Source organism: Serratia sp. 25CWL12 (genome assembly GCF_055790885.1).
The window spans coordinates 2,683,758-2,701,753 of sequence record NZ_CM147698.1; the positions used below are offsets into that span (position 1 = coordinate 2,683,758).

Annotated in this window: 13 protein-coding genes and 3 pseudogenes; 1 reads left to right on the top strand and 15 read right to left on the bottom strand. The window is 40.5% G+C overall.

Annotated elements, in window-relative coordinates:
• From ACX9GV_RS11455 to ACX9GV_RS11515, 13 genes and pseudogenes are all read right to left on the bottom strand, one after another.
• A complete protein-coding gene (locus ACX9GV_RS11455) occupies nt 1-1,095 on the bottom strand; it encodes a glycosyltransferase WbsX family protein (protein ID WP_473195603.1) in 1,095 nt (364 codons plus the stop codon).
• The gene (locus ACX9GV_RS11460; RefSeq protein WP_473195604.1) at nt 1,058-2,497 is read right to left on the bottom strand and encodes a DUF6418 domain-containing protein; all 1,440 of its coding nucleotides are present in this window, start codon (nt 2,495-2,497) and stop codon (nt 1,058-1,060) included. The genes ACX9GV_RS11455 and ACX9GV_RS11460 overlap by 38 nt, the downstream gene beginning before the upstream one ends.
• Nucleotides 2,461-3,618, bottom strand: a complete 1,158-nt coding sequence (locus tag ACX9GV_RS11465) for a hypothetical protein (protein WP_473195605.1) — start codon at nt 3,616-3,618, stop codon at nt 2,461-2,463. The genes ACX9GV_RS11460 and ACX9GV_RS11465 overlap by 37 nt, the downstream gene beginning before the upstream one ends.
• Nucleotides 3,619-3,636: 18 nt before the next feature.
• Nucleotides 3,637-4,686, bottom strand: coding sequence for a pseudaminic acid synthase (pseI, locus tag ACX9GV_RS11470; RefSeq protein ID WP_473195606.1), 1,050 nt, complete (start codon nt 4,684-4,686; stop codon nt 3,637-3,639).
• Nucleotides 4,686-6,158, bottom strand: a complete 1,473-nt coding sequence (pseG, locus tag ACX9GV_RS11475) for a UDP-2,4-diacetamido-2,4,6-trideoxy-beta-L-altropyranose hydrolase (protein ID WP_473195607.1) — start codon at nt 6,156-6,158, stop codon at nt 4,686-4,688. The genes pseI and pseG overlap by 1 nt, the downstream gene beginning before the upstream one ends.
• Before the next feature lie 36 nt (nt 6,159-6,194).
• A complete protein-coding gene (gene pseF, locus ACX9GV_RS11480; RefSeq protein ID WP_473195608.1) occupies nt 6,195-6,905 on the bottom strand; it encodes a pseudaminic acid cytidylyltransferase in 711 nt (236 codons plus the stop codon).
• On the bottom strand, nt 6,906-8,057 hold the full coding sequence (gene pseC, locus ACX9GV_RS11485; protein ID WP_473195609.1) for a UDP-4-amino-4,6-dideoxy-N-acetyl-beta-L-altrosamine transaminase: 1,152 nt from the start codon (nt 8,055-8,057) through the stop codon (nt 6,906-6,908).
• The gene (gene pseB / locus ACX9GV_RS11490; protein ID WP_473195610.1) at nt 8,057-9,055 is read right to left on the bottom strand and encodes a UDP-N-acetylglucosamine 4,6-dehydratase (inverting); all 999 of its coding nucleotides are present in this window, start codon (nt 9,053-9,055) and stop codon (nt 8,057-8,059) included. The genes pseC and pseB overlap by 1 nt, the downstream gene beginning before the upstream one ends.
• 594 nt (nt 9,056-9,649) lie before the next feature.
• Nucleotides 9,650-11,050, bottom strand: coding sequence for an undecaprenyl-phosphate glucose phosphotransferase (wcaJ, locus tag ACX9GV_RS11495; protein ID WP_473195611.1), 1,401 nt, complete (start codon nt 11,048-11,050; stop codon nt 9,650-9,652).
• A gap of 208 nt (nt 11,051-11,258) precedes the next feature.
• Nucleotides 11,259-13,430, bottom strand: coding sequence for a tyrosine-protein kinase Wzc (gene wzc / locus ACX9GV_RS11500; protein WP_473195612.1), 2,172 nt, complete (start codon nt 13,428-13,430; stop codon nt 11,259-11,261).
• 16 nt (nt 13,431-13,446) lie between these two features.
• Entirely contained in the window at nt 13,447-13,881 is a 435-nt protein-coding gene (locus tag ACX9GV_RS11505; protein ID WP_473198024.1) for an arsenate reductase/protein-tyrosine-phosphatase family protein, read from the bottom strand.
• Nucleotides 13,882-13,890: 9 nt separating this feature from the next.
• Nucleotides 13,891-15,027 (bottom strand): polysaccharide export protein, encoded by a 1,137-nt coding sequence (locus ACX9GV_RS11510; protein WP_473195613.1) that lies wholly within the window; start codon nt 15,025-15,027, stop codon nt 13,891-13,893.
• Between the two features lie 521 nt (nt 15,028-15,548).
• A pseudogene (locus tag ACX9GV_RS11515) lies at nt 15,549-15,764 on the bottom strand (UTP--glucose-1-phosphate uridylyltransferase); the annotation flags it as partial.
• 357 nt (nt 15,765-16,121) lie between these two features.
• On the opposite strand from ACX9GV_RS11515, the pseudogene ACX9GV_RS11520 reads away from it, so the two are divergent.
• A pseudogene (locus ACX9GV_RS11520) lies at nt 16,122-16,253 on the top strand (ISAs1 family transposase); the annotation flags it as partial.
• Here ACX9GV_RS11520 and ACX9GV_RS11525 read toward each other — a convergent pair.
• Nucleotides 16,252-16,396 (bottom strand): annotated as a pseudogene (locus ACX9GV_RS11525) (IS110 family transposase); the annotation flags it as partial. The pseudogenes ACX9GV_RS11520 and ACX9GV_RS11525 overlap by 2 nt on opposite strands.
• 216 nt (nt 16,397-16,612) lie before the next feature.
• The gene (gene dcuC, locus ACX9GV_RS11530; protein ID WP_473195614.1) at nt 16,613-17,968 is read right to left on the bottom strand and encodes an anaerobic C4-dicarboxylate transporter DcuC; all 1,356 of its coding nucleotides are present in this window, start codon (nt 17,966-17,968) and stop codon (nt 16,613-16,615) included.
• Between the last annotated feature and the right edge of the window lie 28 nt (nt 17,969-17,996).

The window sequence follows — 17,996 nt, forward strand, 5'->3', positions numbered from 1 at the left end:
TTAAAGCTTAGATTTAGCAACCAACTTCGTTACTTCCAGAAAAGATTTCCCCATTTTCTCATCTGGTTCAAGATGACAACCCTCTGCCCACTCATTCCAGGCATTGATGAAAACAAACTGCTGGTCCTTATTGTATAACTCTGTAGATTTTACGGCATATTCAAGCCACTTCTGATAGTCTTCAGGATCATTATTTTGGATAACGGTAGGCGTTTTCCTTCGCGCAGTATTATCCCATGATGGAAATACCGCAGGATATTTCACATAGTTTGTTGGCCAAACCTGCGAAGTTTTTTCTGCAACTAACTGCTTATAGTTAATTCTGTTCACCGCAGAAACACGCCCTTTCAACGAGTGGTAAAATGACGCAGGAAGAAGTTTTCGTGCCATATCTACAAGCATTTGTGAAGATGATTTATTTTCTTTTGGAAAATCATTTCGATTAGGCTGAAAATCCATAATAGCATCAAATCCCAGTGATATAATCTCATCATCACTAAGTTCAACGAAGCCATTTTTTACCGCAACTAGGTGTAATGCAGGTATACCATTATCTGCTGCATACTTTCTGATAAGCTCTATATAGTCCTTCGGCTGTGGAATATTATCCACACGATATATTAAAAATACTGGTTTATCATTGACTTTGATATGACGCGGATCTGAAAAATAGGGGGCAAGGTATTTCATATGCGACTCAGCATCAGCATCAGAATAATTCTGCTCAATCAGGACTTCTTTCTCCATGCCATCCCAGGCTCGTGTCCAGTTCTCATTCGCCCAACATAAGCAAAATGGAAAGTCAGGCACACCAGTGCTCAACATCTCCTCCACCGGCTGTTCTAATAACAGTTCACCATTGAACCAGTAATGATAATAACAAAAACCATGAATACCATATTCTTTAGCCATTTGCGCCTGTCTGTTTCTCGTGTCTGCAAGGCGTAAATCATAATATCCTAGGTCTGCTGGGAGTTGCGGTTGATGATGACCTGAAAAACGAGGCTTTGCCTTAACAACATTATGCCATTCAGTAAAGCCTTCACCCCACCATTCATTATTCCGCTTTATTGGATGGAATTGAGGTAAATACATGGCTATTATCTTGTGCATTATTGAACCTTATTTTAGAAAAAAACACTAGCAGTAAAAAATAAATAATAAATTTCACATCGATTACATTAGATATATTACCCATATTAAAAGCATGCGTTTCGATCAGTAATACCTTAGCTGAAAGAAATAGAGAAATGATATTAGGATACTCTAAGGAACTCTTAATAAGAGATAGTGTAACACCGACTAGAACAGCAAATAATAAATTAAAAATATAACCAATGAAATATCCAACTGAAAAGATCAGTATAGATGGATATCCCATTGTAAATGTTATACCACGATCACAATATGAATCTACAAGACTAGTAGGAGCAATCTGATACATCAATGAATATAAACCACCAATTAATGTACAATCATTATTATCGGAATACAAATAAGATAGCCCTTTCCCTATCGGGTCATCTCTATCAATAGCCCACCACACCTCTCCCTGCAAATTAAGAATGCGAATTTCAATAAATGAATATACACTTCCTGATAACTGGTGTATATATTTATATTGGTAATACACTAAACCATATAGAAGCAAAGATATAATTACTATGAATAAAATCATCTTAAAATTTATTTTTCTTACACTTTTATAAAGTGCTAAAGTTCCAAATCGGCCAATAAAATAATATAAAAGAGTAAGAAAAACACCAGTAAATTTTTCACCATACAAAACGTTAAATAAACAAAATAAGAATACAATATAATTAAATAAAACCATCCCTGTAGAAGAATTTAATTTAGCCTTGGTATGATATACACCTAGAATAAAAGAAAGCATATATCCTTGGTACAATAAATTACGAATAGATGGGTAAGGATGAGCAGCCCAATAGTCGAATCTCTGGATCCCCATGAGTAAAGGACTTCCCCAAACTAGTAAACTTATAGCAAGAATAATAAAAATTATCATTAAAAATAAAATAAGAGCCAAATTTTCTAATCGCGTATAATCTCCTTTGACCCTTATAAAATATCTATTAGCCCGAAAGCTATTAATTATTTTACAAGTAAGTAATGCAATCATAAAAAATGAAAGTACAAAAAAAACTAAACGAGTAACTCCACCTGTTGCATGGGACATGACCTTCAGTTCTTCAATATACCCACCTGTTTCAATAGAGAAATTAGAAATGATAGCGGTAAAGTGAGGAAATATAAATGGCATTAACAAAAAAAAGAAATATTGCTCATGTTTATATAAATACATACAAAACATAAAAAAACACAAAAGACTAATTGCTCCCCAAAAAACATACCCTCCTGGACTAATGGCCACAATCATTACAGTTAGCAATGATACAATAAAAATTATTAATGGATGTAACCGGAAACTAAGATATCCCTTCACACGCTCACCATTGTAAGTTTTTTTATTTGACATACTAAATTGTTAAAATCAGGCATATTAGGTATCAAAGGCGTTTTTTTAATCATACTCAGAATATATTCTTCAACATCTTCACTTTTAATTGAGTAAGAGTATCCAAGTTTTTCAAAATTATCACATGCAAATTGTCTATCAAAAATCTGTATCGCAACCTTTCCAGCCATCGAAACTTCAAGTAATGCTGTTGATGTGAAAGAAATGAAAACATCATATTCCATTATGGCATCATTCATATTGCCATCAAATATGTTATCCATTAATCGAAGATAAGGAGCGTCCTTTTCCCAAGGATGTGGTTTAAAACTATACTCTACACCATTTTTCTTAAATTTATCTGAAAGAATACCAATAATATTTATATACTTTTCTTTATATTCATCTCCATATTTAAACCATGGCTGACCGAGAAAACATACTTTATTAAGCTTTACATTCGGCCTGTTATATTTACTTATTATTGGTTCATAAAAACCACCAACAATTATTTTTTCATATTTAATCCCGAGACCTGATATTATAGCTTCCTGATTAATGTCATAACAAATAAAATAGTCACATTTCCAGCCATCGATAATTTTTGCATCAGTCTTTGATTGAAATAATCCATGCTGGACACAAACGGTTTTAATACCAGCAGCATTAGCAATATTACAGAAAGCTCTTTGGATAGGTAAGGAATCATTCTCAACTACTAATAGTGATTGCGCAGATGGATCAGTTAAACTCATCAAATAATTTTTCATCTTAAATGATATTTTGAGTAACTTATTAGATATATCGAGATTGAATCCTAAACTTAAAATTTTCCAAAAATCACCATTAGGTATATATTTTAAATTATTTCTTATACAAAAAAACAACTGCCGTGGGCCACCAACAATGCAAACTTCTTCTTTAGGTAAAATTAATATTAAATGAGAAAATCTATTTCCCAAAAAAAAATACTTCACCTTTTTATTTGGGCGAAGCCAGAAAAAAACAAACCTAGATAAAATATCATAGAATGGCAAAACAAATTTTGCATTATTTTGATAAAGTTGTAAAATATTTCTTTTGAAGTTATGATCCTTCTGATTCCTCCCATCCACATATTCATATATATCATCTATCTTCAAAATTCCACCTCATAAAAACTATTTAATGAATTCAAACTTTAATGGCTCACCAAAATCAATATCACAAACAGACGTTTTACCAATAAATTGGTCATAGTACTTAGGTGCTACGCCATAACCAGGTCGAATACTTTTAATATTTCCATGTGTAAATACTTCACCAGCTTTAATGTCCTTAACCGCATAAAGCGAGCGACGAAATTTAACATTTCCTTTCTCGCTCTCTTTACGTTCATAGTTTACAAAACCTAATGCTCTCCAAGCAGTTTTTGTATCTCGGCACAGATCAGCCAACTCATTAGGTTCTAAAGAGAAGCTGTCATCAGGGCCACCGCCATTACGATCCAGCGTAACGTGTTTTTCAATAACATTTGCACCAAGCACCACAGAAGCTACAGCAGTAGTATTATCAATAGTATGGTCAGACAATCCTGTAATAACATCAAATCGCTCTGCTATATCAGGAATGGTTGCTAGATTATAGTCTTCAGCTGGTGCAGGATAACCACTTACGCAATGTAATACGACGAGTTCCTTGCAACCCCCTTCTCTAGCTGCAGTAATAGCTTCCTTGATTTCCTGCTCATTAGCCATCCCGGTAGATATGATCATTGGCTTCCCTGTCTTGGCAACGTACTTGATCAGCGGTATATCGATAGCTTCGAATGAAGCAATTTTATATGCAGGGGCATCTAACCTTTCAAGGAGATCAACTGCAGTAAAATCAAACGGACTACTAAAAATAGTGATCTCTAGCTCTTTAGCTTTCTCGAATAAAGGCTCGTGCCACTCCCATGGCATCTGGGCACCTTTGTATAAATTGAAAAGTGTTTTCCCATCCCATAGCCCGCCATGAATCTGAAAATCCTCACTGTCACAATCAATAGTGATAGTATCTGCACGATAAGTTTGTAACTTTATTGCATCTGCCCCTGCAGCTTTAGCTTCTTCCATGATTTTGAATGCGCGATTAATATCACCATTATGATTCGCAGAAAGTTCAGCAATAATATAAGGAGGATAGTCCTTACCAATTTTATGACCATCAATTACTATAAATTCATTCATTAATTTTTCTCACTAATATATTCACTGGGAGAAACCTTTAGAAATCCAAGGCGCTCAAATAACTGATGTGAAGCATGATTCTCTGGCAAGACGGTCGCCAATATAGTGATACCATTATGCAACATTAGTACTCTTTTTATAGCTGCACTAGCAATTCCATTACAATGATAATGAGCAGTCAGAAAAATCGAAATTTCATATTGTGCATAATTATGTTGGTGAGGATCAAGCCGCAGAACACCGCACCGATCATCATGTTCAATGATATAAAAAAAGGCCCCATCATCTTTTAATTTAAGCTGCATCCACTCAACATGTTCTTGATAGGAAGGAATGCCAGGATTGCGCGCATGCTGCCGGGTCTGAGGCTCACATTGAAGCTGATAAACAAAATCAATATCAGCGGAAGTCGCAAGGCGAAGGGTAATGTTTCTTCCATCTTTGGCTGGTATAAGTACCATTTCTTGAACATCTCTGGAGAGTCCCTGTCCATCGCAAATGCCCATTGCCAGGACACGCTGCTTATGATAGTTATTGATTAAATTATGCAGCGCATCGCAAAGCTGATCCTTACTAAAGTGCTCCGCATGTAAAACAATAGCACCACCTCTGGCGAGGTTTCGCGCGATGGTATTCTGGTTATCTGCAATCGCAATATTTACAGCAGGTAATCCCATTGCACAACGTTCCCAAGTAGTTCCCCCCATAGCGCCAATCGCAAAATCGTGCTCAAGCATAAGCTCCGCCATATTGGTAACATTAGTGAGCACATCGATGTTGTATTTAGTATTTGCTACAAGAGCATCTATTTCAGCGCTATATGAGTAAGCACTACCTAAAATAACTGTTATCTTTTCTATATTTTCAAAAAAAGAGTGCTCAAGATATTGTAGTACTTTGCCTGTGATGTTATGTGCATCAACGCCCCCCATAGTCAGCATCAAGGTCTTCGGAATAGCTAGTCCGGCTTTACGCTCTATTGATTTTTCTCTTAATTGTGAAAAAACTGGATCAAGTAAAGCAAATTTCGTCCCTACTAAAATTTTACCATTATTCTTATTCAAATAGGCATATTCATCCGCTCTACGCTGATATGTCTGATCAATCAATAGATCACAATTATGTGGACGGTTACACAGATCATCAATGACAACTAACTTTACATTTGGAAAGCTTGTTTTGACAAGGATTTCCCATTCACTGTCCATTGAGTAATGGTCGACAATGATAATATCAGGCCTATCACATAATTGTTTTACCAATGTGATAAACTGCCAAGCATCATCTTGCTGGTTACCATTTAGCCAATACTTTTCATCCCGAATATAATCATCTGACTCAGATGAAACAGTGATTATCTCAGCTGGAAAGTTCTCTTGCTTAATCTTTTCAAGGATATTACCTTGGTGATTCTTTGATATAAAAAAACACTGAGCCCCCCCCTTCTTAAGGCTTTTGCCAAATTGATACATCTAATAATATGACCAGAACCAATTGAAAGGGATGAATCAACCCGAAGAAACACTTTCATTTTTAAACTCCATGGCTTTAAACAACCACTCTGCTACTCGCCAGTCTTCTGGAGTATCAATATCCTGGACACGTTCACGAGGAAGCTCAATAGAATAGGAGTCCGCACTAAATATCGGCTTTTTATTCAACCATGCAAAAGATGTCCCCCAATAAAACTGCCCTGCATCGTGCCATGACTCTTCTAGATCCTGAGACCTTATATTGAACATCTCAGGTGAGAACATTCTAATATGCTGCCCTTGGCTCACTTTAAGTGCACGTTGAATCGGATAAGGAAATCTTGTCACAGTGAAAGCGTAATCACCTTTTTTTTCACATAATATCTTCAGACCACAAATAATATCTTCAGAACGGATAAAAGGTGCCGTTGCATAGATACAGCAAATATGCTCTGCAGCACAACCGTTATGCAACAGCCAATCAGTAGCATGGTGGATTACGGGGATCGTTCCAGCAAAATCGTTCGAGAGTTCTTCCGGTCGTATAAACGGTATTTCTGCACCATATTGGCTTGCAATCGCAGCTATCTCTTCATCATCCGTTGAAACAATGACTCGCTCAAAGACACCGCTCTGACGAGCGGCCTCAATTGACCAGGCAATCATTGGTTTCCCACAAAATTCTTTAATATTTTTTCGCGGTATACGCTTGCTACCACCACGAGCAGGAATGATTGCCACATTCATTTAAAAGAACTCCCGTATGCATTTGATAACGTAGATCTGCTCTTCATCAGTCAGCGTGGAATAAATTGGAATACTAATCGTGCGTGAATAATAATCCTCAGCAATAGGGTAATCCCCGACTTTATGCCCTAATTGCTCATAATATGGTTGCATATGAACTGGGATATAGTGGACGTTAACACCAATACCTTGTTCACGTAAGTGAGCAAACAGAGGCTCACGCCGCGAAGAATCGTTAACAGTCAGCGGATAAAGATGAAGGGCGCTATAGCCGCTTTCTGACTGCTGTGGAACTGAAACTGGGATACCATCAAATGCACTGTGATAACGTTTTGCCAGCTCATGACGGCGGTCAACGAAACCATCAATGCGTTTCAATTGGCTTACACCTAATGCTGCTTGCATTTCGGTCATGCGGTAGTTTAAGCCGAGTTCGACCTGCTGGTAATACCAACCGCCTTCAGACGTCTTGGTCATTTTATCGCAGTCGCGAGTGATACCATGACTGCGGAAGAGCTGCATTCTTTCAGCTAAAATATCGTTATTAGTCAGCGCCATTCCACCTTCAGCGGTTGTTATGATTTTAACCGGGTGGAAGCTGAGTATAGTAATGTCTGCAAATTTTGAACTACCAATTTTGGCGTTCTGGTAGCTACCACCTATCGCGTGTGATGCGTCTTCAATAATGGCGAAACCATACTCTTTTGATAGCTTATAGATAGCTTCCATTTCACACGACTGACCAGCAAATGCCACCGCCACAACCACTTTTGGCAGCACACCATTCGCTTTAGCAACAATGAGTTTTGCTTCCAATGCACTGATACTCATATTGTAAGTCTGCGGTTCGATATCAACAAAACTCACATTTGCATTGCAATAAAGCGCACAGTTTGCAGAGGCAACAAAGGTATTTGGTGAAGTCCAAAGCCAGTCACCATTCTTCAACCCTAATGCCAGACAAGCAATGTGGAGGGCTGACGTTGCGCTGTTTACCGCAACAGCATGCTTAACTGCAACATAATCAGCAATGGCCTGCTCAAATTGAGGCACGCAGGGCCCTTGAGTCAAGAAATCAGATTTGAGTACTTCCACTACTGCATTGATATCTTCATCGGAGATATCCTGCCGTCCATAAGGGATAAATTTCATTAAATATTGCCTACCTTTTCACGATTATCATCGATCCACTGACGCAGATCTTCAATGCTCATCCATTCAGCATTGCTGTCGCTTTCGTATATAAAACCTTCTGGTACTTTCTTACCATCTTTTATTCGTTCTGGAGAGTCACACCAGTTGTTGATCGCGGGCAGAATTTTATAGTGTTCGGGGTATTCATAGGTATAGTAGGCATCTTCAGCACTGATCATCTGTTCATGCAGTTTCTCACCAGGACGAATGCCGATCACTTTCTGAACAGCACCAGGGGAAACTGCCGTAGCAACATCAGTCACTTTCATCGAAGGGATTTTCTTAACGTAAATTTCACCACCAATCATATCATTGAACGCATTCCACACCAGTTCTACACCCTGTTCAAGCGTGATCATAAAGCGGGTCATACGATTGTCAGTGATTGGCAATTCACCTTTATCTTTAATAGATAGGAAGAACGGAATAACTGAACCGCGAGACCCCATGACGTTACCGTAACGAACAACAGCAAAGCGGGTTTTGGTTGCACCAGAATAAGAGTTAGCGGCTACGAAAAGCTTATCAGACGCCAGCTTTGTTGCACCGTATAGGTTTGCCGGGCTGCTTGCTTTGTCGGTAGACAGTGCGACAACACGTTCGATACCTTTATCAATACATGCGTCGATGACGTTCATGGCACCATTAATGTTGGTTTTAACACATTCGAATGGATTATATTCCGCAGTTGGTACAATTTTAGTCGCTGCGGCATGCACAACATAATCAACACCATCTAATGCGCGGTACAAGCGGTCTTTATCACGGACATCACCGATGAAGAATCGAATACGGCTTTCATCTTTAAAATGCTTCGCCATTTCCCATTGTTTCATCTCGTCACGGGAATAAATAATAATCTTTTTAGGATTATACTTTTCCAGAGTCATTCGAACAAACTTATTACCAAAAGAACCTGTGCCGCCTGTAACAAGAATTACTTTGTCATTAAACATGATATTACACTCTAATTAAAAATGTTAGCCGATTTACCAATAATCGATTCAATAAAAAAACTCGTTTTATTCCAAATAAGGTTACACTTGGCATTTTCAGTGAAATAAATTCACCGACAAAAAATCTCATTGAAAAATAATATAATTTTAAACTTCGATACTAGCCTACAATTTACGTTAATCTTCATGATCCTGGCAGGGCAAGATTACTAAACCCCACACCTCGCAAGGAGTGACGCGAGGTAATTTCTGTCCATCTAAGCTCGGCGCATCTTTCTTCGTAGCCCTGCTTTAAATGATTTGTTTTGCGTTAATATATACTCGTCATCCTTCAAGTTGCATGGGTGTTGGCTACATTCGCTCGCACCAGTCACATAGTAGCCTATGCACCTAGCGACTCTCGAACTTGCCGCCTGCATGCAAAACGAATTATTTAGTGTATATGCCCGTTATATCTTGAATGACTTAGGCATTGGCCAGTTCTGCCCATCAAATAGTTACTTAATACTCAGATATATTCTCAGGCTTACCATCTATAAGTAAACAGAATCATATTTTCTCCATTGGCTACATTTTAAATATTTTTATAACCTACTAGTATGCAGCTTTATTTACAAATCCTTTGAAAATAGTCAAGGTGATTATCTTTAGATCAAGCCATACGCTCCAATTTTTTATGTAAAAGAGGTCATATTCAACTCTTTTCTCCATTTTATCGAGTGTATCTGTTTCACCACGCCAACCATTTACTTGCGCCCATCCAGTTATTCCTGGTTTCATTTTATGACGAAGCATATACCCTTTAATCATCTTCCTGTACTGCTCATTATGAGCCACTGCATGTGGTCTAGGTCCAACGATTGACATATCACCTAGAATAACATTAAAAAATTGTGGTAATTCATCTAGTGATGTCCGACGCAAAAAACCACCAATTGGTGTGATGCGTACATCATTTTTTTGTGCTTGTTTTACTTCATCACCATTTTCCATAACAGTCATGCTTCTAAACTTCCACACTCTTATCGCTTTACCATCCATCCCATAGCGGGTCTGCTTAAATATAATCGGCCCAGGTGAAGTGGTCTTCACCAATAACGCTATTAACAATAGAATGGGAGAAATTAATATTAATATAGCACAAGAAAAAATAATATCTTCAATACGTTTTAAAAGCATATTAATGCCAGTCATTGGAGAATCGAATAATGAAAAAACCGGAATCCCATTTATCATTTCACCGTGTGACTGCAATAAATTATATGTAAACACATCAGGAACAAGCATCACTGTACAAGTAGTGTCTGATAACTCGGATAATATATGCTCTATTAAATTACTGTTCTCCATTTTTAATGCTATATATACTCTATCAAAAAGACCTTCTTTTGCATCCTTGATCAGATTATCTACTTGCCCGCGATACTGGATGTTGATGTAATTATTTTTCGATTGTCCTAGATTCGGAAGATAATAACCTACTAAATTGAAACCCAACCATGGTGCTTTAATAATGCTATTAGCCAAATGCAAAGCGGATTGACCATCCCCCATAATAACAATCTTACGTGTATTATAACCAAGAGTTCTTAGATACTTTACCGCTGAACGGATAAAAACCCGACTAAAAACAAACAAAACTATCGATACCACATACCATACTACATAATATGTATTAACGGAAAAAAAATTAAAAAAAGAAAAAACACCTGTAGAAAATATAATACTTAGCGTCCAGTTCCTAATAAAAACCTGTAATTCTAAATATATACTCATTCCTCGCCATGACCGATAAAAATCGGTAATGCCACCAATCATCTGAAAAATAACCAATACACTCAATGTGATAATGTAATGGGATTCATTAATATTCCCTTTAGTTACATAGACTGAAAATATCATGCCTATGAACATAATTAGAGTATCAGATAATCTTTGCGCAATGGAAATTAATGAGGCATTAGTTTGTAGAATTCCTTTTCGTAAAGTATTCATAATTTTATCTCTAATGATAGTAAATCTATCTTATCCTAATTAATTCTGCTAAGTTTTATTATTAACGTTTATTCTTAAGACACTTAAAGTTACTTGGATGTCAGCCCTGAAACATAGTTATCTATGTTTCAGGGGATTCCATCGTTTGCTACCGACAAGCAACTTGAATTATTTTGGACATAGAACCTATCGCACTAGGTCCTTAATATCAGGACTTATAACTATAATCATAATGGTCATAGCTATAATAGTTGGTGGCTTTCCTGATAACCCCATTTAAAATCACCCCTTTGATTTCGACGCCATTCTGTTCAAAACGTCTAATACTGACTTCAACTTCTTTTGGAGTATTTATTTCAAAGCGCGCCACCAGTAATACAGCACCGGCAAGTTTACCTATAATCGCCGCATCAGTAACAGCGAGAATCGGCGGAGTATCCACCAACACCAGGTCATAATTTTCTGATGCCTCATTGATTATTTCCGAAAAATGTTTATGCATCAATAATTCAGACGGATTCGGTGGTATTGTCCCGCGGGCGATAAAATCCAGCCCGGTCTGGGTGGTGTGTTGAATAACAGAAGCAATGCTAACTTTGCCGGAGAGTAGATCAGAAAGCCCCTTCCCTCCCTCCATACCAAGCAGTTGGTGTGCGTATCCCTTACGCATATCGCCGTCGATAAACAACACTTTCAGGCCTGCCTGGGCGACCACAGCAGCCAAGTTAGCGCTAACAAATGTTTTACCGATGCCAGGACTAGCACCAGAGATCATTATTATATTATTTTTGGCTTCAATCATCGCGAAGTGCAGGCTAGTACGCAGGCTGCGAATTGCTTCAATCGCTGAATCTGTCGGATTATGTAACGACAACAGTGAGTTTGAGTCAGTATTTGCTTTTTTACCTTTGGCCCTATTTTTAGATTGAAACTCGATATCTTTCTTTTGTTGCCACTCTGACAGCGGAATACTGGCGTAGACATTAATCCCTAAATCTTCCAACTGCTCTGGGTTTTCAATGCCGCGATGTAAGAATGAACGCAATAATACATAACCGATGGATAACATGGCTCCCAGCACCACACTGAGTAAAATCACCATCAGCCTTTTAGGTTGTATCGGCTTTATTTGTGTCACCGCCTGATCGATAATGCGCACATTACCTATGGTGCTGGCCTTGGAAATACTCAGCTCTTGTTCTTTATTCAACAACTGCATATACACTTGCTGCCCTGACTGAACATCACGACTTAAGCGTAATATCTCCTGCTGCGTTTTTGGCATCGCATTAACGCGCTTATTGAATTTGTCACGTTCTGTTTCCAGGATTTTACGTTTCTCAAGCAACGCTCGGTAGGAGGGGTGTTCCTTGGTGTACAGCTTGGAGATCTCAGCCTCTTTAAAGGTTAACTCATTAAGTTGAGTATCCACTGCTACAATCGAGTCCAAAACGGATTTAGCTTCCAGCGATAGATCCACCGAATCTTTCTGTTGCCGGTATTGATTGAGCTTACTTTCTGCAGCATCCAGTTCACTGCGCACTTTCGGTAATTGAATCTTTAAAAAATCCAGACTTTTCGCATCTTCTGCCGATTTTCTTGCTATGTTCTGTGTCAGATAGTTGTTACTGATAGTATTCAGGATATTTCTTATCAATACTGGATCGGCTCCGGTCAAACTTAAACCCAGCACTCCAGTATTTTTACCTTTATCCGCAACCTGAAAATTGTCGAGTAATTTAGTGATCGCGTCCAATTCATTGATTTTAGTGATTTTAAATTCAGTGCCTGGAGCAGCCTGAATATCACTAATTAATATGGAGAATCCGTCTTTTTCCAGCAAATTACCAATCTTGCCATTGGCATAATGCTCACCATCTCTTGAAATGATGTAACTATTATCCGTACCGACCCTGAGGGTAACAACCGGTTCATCAATCCAGGAAGAAGGTAATGCAAATTTCGAAATCACTAGGTTTCCAGGCGCCTGTTTGGTTAGACGCGCGAAACCCTTACCAAAAATTGGGAAATATTGCTGTTCAACGATGGTAGTGAGTGCCAAGTCCTCAATTGTTTTACCTATAATCATTCTTGATTTGAGTAATTCGATTTGCGGTGCTGAATCGGGCTGACTATCGGGTAACACCTGGCTAATGTTGTTAAGTAAAGAGTTACCACTATTTTGTTCCACCTGAATCAATGCATCAGCACGGTAAATCGGGGTGGCAAACAAAGAGTATAAGATCCCCAAGATCAAGAATGCTATCGTAACCGCCATAATTAGCCAACGGCTATCAATTAACTCCCTGATCAAACGCCCTAGATCAATCTCATCTGACCTGTCATTACTGGAATTATTGACTTTGTATTTTTCTGACATTAGTAATCCTGACTGATTAGCGGCTTAATGCTTGCACCCATTTTTGGGCAGAATCATTGAGTAGACGGTAGACAAACTCAAAGGCTTCACGACTCTTGCGGTAAGGATCACTAATTTCACTTTGCGCCAACCAGTGACCAAAAAGCATGGTTTTGCCCCTTACCTCCGGTGCTAACCGGCACACAGCATCTATATGTTTCTTTTCCATCACAAGGATCAGATCATACTGCCGGCACATAGCTGCGGTTAACTGTTTACCCTGATGCCCACTAAGAGATAGCCCATGCTGATTTGCTACCTCGATTGCGCTGGCATCCGCCGGTTTACCCACCAAGGCGCTGAGCCCGGCAGAGTCAATTTTCTTATCAGGCAGTGCCCGCTGCAACAGGCGCTCCCCAGTTGGGGAGCGGCATATATTGCCAATACAGACAACGAGTATCGAGCTAAACATCATAAAATCCTAAGGCCAGTTTCTTATACGTAAGATACCTTCAGTAAGTTCATTAAACCCTGAAATTGTAGGTACTAGCTGGCTAACTACACGGTTCCAACGCGTAACAGGCGCGGTTGTAACATACACAATATCATAAGGCTCTAAATGGAACTCGGTTCCCATCACTAATGCCGTTGCGTCAGAGGCATTTAGCTGATAGATGCTGGCCAGCTTGCTTCCCTCGCTGCCACGTAGAGGGCGAATCACAAATATTCCCGTTGCATCAGCGACTAACTGGTCTATACCGTCTGCATTTCCTAGGGCTTCAGTTAACGTCATACCGCTGCGGTCCATTTTCAAGGTCGCTTGTTTTTTAACTTCACCCATCACGAACACTTTTAGATCGTCGTTACGTGGAATGTAGAGAATATCACCTGGGTAAAGCAGGCGGTTTTGCTTCAAGTCGCCTTTTTGCAATAACGCCTGCAAAGAAATACGCTGCTCTTTGCCATCGTGTGTGAGCACCACGTTACGCCAGTCTGCATTTTCAGCAAGACCACCGGCATTATTAATAGCATCCATAACGGTTAGCGGCACGTTAGTGATTGGCTGCTGGCCAGATTTGGCAACCTCACCAGTTATATAGGCTTTTTGTGAACGGAAAGCTGCAATACTCACGTCCACCTGCGGGCTTTCGATATACTGCGCCAAACGGTCAGCAATATCATTACGTACCTGGCTTGCCGTTTTGCCAACGACGGACACTTTGCCAATATACGGATAAAAGATGGTGCCATCGGCATTAACCCAGTTACCGGTGTCACTGGCGCTGCGGTATTGGCCTGCAGGGGTGGTCAGCTCAGGGTGGTCCCAAACCGTAACCATCAGCACATCACCCACCCCAATGCGGTATTCATACTTCTGCAAGGCCAGTTCAAGTTCGGGGTTGTTCTGTGCTACTACCGGTTTTGGTCGCAATTTTTCAACCAGGCTCGGCGTCATAGGGTAGATATTCACCAGCTGGTTAAGGTTAAAATCGCTGTCGTCTTGGCGGATAACGTTTTTGCCGCTAGTAGAAAGGTTGGTACCAGGAACGACAGTACAACCGCTGATTGCAACGAACAATACCAGTAGTGGTATTCGTTTCCATTGTTTCTTTGCCATCGAGTTTTATCACTTCCAATGTAGTCAATCTTTAACGCTAAGCAACTGGCCGACCATGGTCGCCTAGTAACATGCTTAACAAATTTTATTTTGGGGTAGGTATGCCGTTATCTCCACACCTTTATATTCGTTATAATTCAAGTCGCCTGAGTGTTGGCTGTATACGTTCGCACCAGTTGTATAGTGGACCTTGCTTCTGCTGGCTCTCAGCCTCAGCGCCTAGATGCAACTCAAATTATTTTGAATATAAACACACCCATTGAGCAAACGTTAAGACTGAGCTTGCGAATATACTATTGTCAAAGTCGAAATGCATTGCCGCTTGCACTATGGCTGTATTCATATGTGGGTTATCTAGGTAGGTCAAAGACCCTCAGAGCATTTTCCGCAGGACCATAACTATAAAGATTATTTATTTTGATTGCAGCAAAAATTGCTAAAGAATTAGCCACTATCCCATTCTCGGAAGGCTTTGCCCCAGGTTGGCTGCCATAAACCATCGGTCACAGAGGCACGCAATTTGATACGTCTTCTTCCGGCACCGGCTCCACCATAATCTTGCTGAAACCAGTCCACACAAAACGCTGGATCATCCTGGTCAGGTTTTCTTTACTCAGCTCGGCAGTCGTGTCGTACAGCAATACATCCTGCAGCAACACAATAAAAGGGTGATCGCCAACCATCAGTTTGGCACATAGCATCGAATGACCAAGTCCTTTAGCTTGCCCCTGCCGCACTCATATTTTTAATCAATAGATTACCACTGTGTTAAAGCACTTCAGGCACGCTACCGCCCTTGGCTTTCAGCTACCAATGCACTGTACACGATGTTTGAATCAGAAGAATTGTGGCAATCACCACTAATGCAGATTAACCGGGGGTCTGTTCGGGATTTTACGAAAGACAAGCCGTGAAAGCTGTAATAAACCCGGATTTTATTGCTAAGAGAGGTTGCCAAAATAATATTATACCATTGTTCTAGTAAAACAAGCCTTAAATAGGCATTAAATGCTTTTTCAGAATAATATTACCTAGCGAATTTCGGGGCCAGGCATCACGGCCGGCTGCTACAGACATATGGACGTTCCCGATAAGGCTGCCTGTTATCCACAAATGCAATAGGCTGTCAGACCGAGAGCGCCTCAACCATCATCAAGGGCGGTGGTGATTACTTGTTGGCGGTTAAAGGTAACCACCCCACACTGCCTGATGCTGTGCGCACGGCATCAGGCAAGGTTCCAGTTGCATAACGAAAGGCAGGAATTTATCGCGAGTCAGTTTTTTTCAGGACCGTATTGCCATTGTGATCAACACCATAAAGCTGGAAAACATTTTTTGCCAAGTCGATACCGAGGGTAGATACTTTCATTTGGACGCTCCTTGTTTTGAGTTTTCACGCTCACATTTTGGCACTTTGATGCCGTAAAAGTTGGAGCGTCCATCTCATTATCTCTGGCGTTTTTACCTATGCTTCGTGCCTACGTTCGGCTCCTTCAATGGCGTCAACTGCCGTGCTCACCACAATAGTGGTCTTGTCTGCTGACCCGCTATGTTTGATAGTACTCCCTCAGGTTAGGTAAAAAACTTACTGCACTGGCACCAATAGCTCAGTCGCCACTACCACCACAATCAAACCCACAATTACCGGTACTGAAGTGCGTTTTACCACTTCGAATGGGGAGATTTTCGCCATCCCGGAAACCGCTACTACCACACCAGAAACCGGTGAAATTGTGCGGCCCAAGTTAGAAGCTTGCAGCATCGGGATCACCAAATAAGCCGGGTTCACGCCCATCTGTGTGGCCAGTTTTGGAATCAACTCCACAAAAGCATAGAATGGCGCATTACCGGAACCGGTCATCATGGCTGCTAGCATGGTAATCACCACCAATACCAACATCATAATGATGCCGCCGGTGCCAAACGACTGTGCAGTGTTAATCAGGGCACTGATAAAGCCCACGGTGCTTAGCCCTTGCGCGAAAACCCCAGCCGCAACCAACAACATCACCACGCTGGTAAAGGCATCTGCCATGCCACGGTAAGCCACTTCCAGCCCGGTAAACACCGTTTTGCCATTGAAGGTGCGGATAAATTCAATCACCGCCGCCAGGAACATGCAGATCACCAGTATGGTAATAATATGCAGTGAAGGCCCCCATTTACCGTCAAACACCAACACCCCAATAATCGGCGTAAACGGTAAAATAGCGTAGAAACCAGGCGCATGGGTGGTGATTTCACTCACGTCCATGATGTGGTGCTCTTCATTACTTTTCTTATCCAGATAACGTTGCCAAAAGAAATGAGCAATCGCCATGCAGATAATGGCCGCAATGGAAATGGGCAGTGTGGTTTTAAATGCGAAATCCACCAACGGCATTTCCGCCGCTTTGGCCGCCAGTACCACGTCACCCGAAGTCGGGGAAAGGATAATTGCCGCTGGTGAGGCGCAGATGGCTGCTGCCGCGCCACGGCTGATGCCCACATTCACCATCAGTGGGAACAGGGTCGCCATTAACAGCACCCCCAACCCGGTGGCAGAAGACACCGCCAATGACATCAGGCAAGCCACAAAATAAGCAGCAATCATCAGTAAATAGGGGGAGTTGATCATCTGCAATGGGCGTGATGCCAACTTGACAACCACATCATTGGCACCAATGTGTGACATATAGGCAGCAAAGCCACATAGCATCATAATCATCATGCCGAGGTCGCCACCGCGACTCATCAGCAGGATTTTAACGTATTCAAAGACATCGGTAACTCGCCAGCCAGTTGACGTGGCGCTGGCAGGTAATACGCTTTTGCCCATAATGGCGCTCACTGCCAACAGCAGTAATCCGCCAACCAGCAATACCCCTGTCGCTGAGTACCCTTTGATAATATATCGGCCTACGCCCACGGCCACCAGAGCACCGATTAGAAGTTCGATCATAATTCCTCTGCTTATTATTTATTTAAGT

Coding starts and splice junctions, on each gene's coding strand:
- ACX9GV_RS11505 (WP_473198024.1), bottom strand. CDS start 13,881: ATGTTTAGCTCGATACTCGTTGTCTGTATTGGCAATATATGCCGCTCC.
- pseB (WP_473195610.1), bottom strand. CDS start 9,055: ATGTTTAATGACAAAGTAATTCTTGTTACAGGCGGCACAGGTTCTTTT.
- dcuC (WP_473195614.1), bottom strand. CDS start 17,968: ATGATCGAACTTCTAATCGGTGCTCTGGTGGCCGTGGGCGTAGGCCGA.
- ACX9GV_RS11460 (WP_473195604.1), bottom strand. CDS start 2,497: ATGTCAAATAAAAAAACTTACAATGGTGAGCGTGTGAAGGGATATCTT.
- pseF (WP_473195608.1), bottom strand. CDS start 6,905: ATGAATGTGGCAATCATTCCTGCTCGTGGTGGTAGCAAGCGTATACCG.
- wcaJ (WP_473195611.1), bottom strand. CDS start 11,050: ATGAATACTTTACGAAAAGGAATTCTACAAACTAATGCCTCATTAATT.
- ACX9GV_RS11510 (WP_473195613.1), bottom strand. CDS start 15,027: ATGGCAAAGAAACAATGGAAACGAATACCACTACTGGTATTGTTCGTT.
- ACX9GV_RS11455 (WP_473195603.1), bottom strand. CDS start 1,095: ATGTATTTACCTCAATTCCATCCAATAAAGCGGAATAATGAATGGTGG.
- pseC (WP_473195609.1), bottom strand. CDS start 8,057: ATGAAATTTATCCCTTATGGACGGCAGGATATCTCCGATGAAGATATC.
- wzc (WP_473195612.1), bottom strand. CDS start 13,430: ATGTCAGAAAAATACAAAGTCAATAATTCCAGTAATGACAGGTCAGAT.
- pseI (WP_473195606.1), bottom strand. CDS start 4,686: ATGAATGAATTTATAGTAATTGATGGTCATAAAATTGGTAAGGACTAT.
- pseG (WP_473195607.1), bottom strand. CDS start 6,158: ATGTATCAATTTGGCAAAAGCCTTAAGAAGGGGGGGGCTCAGTGTTTT.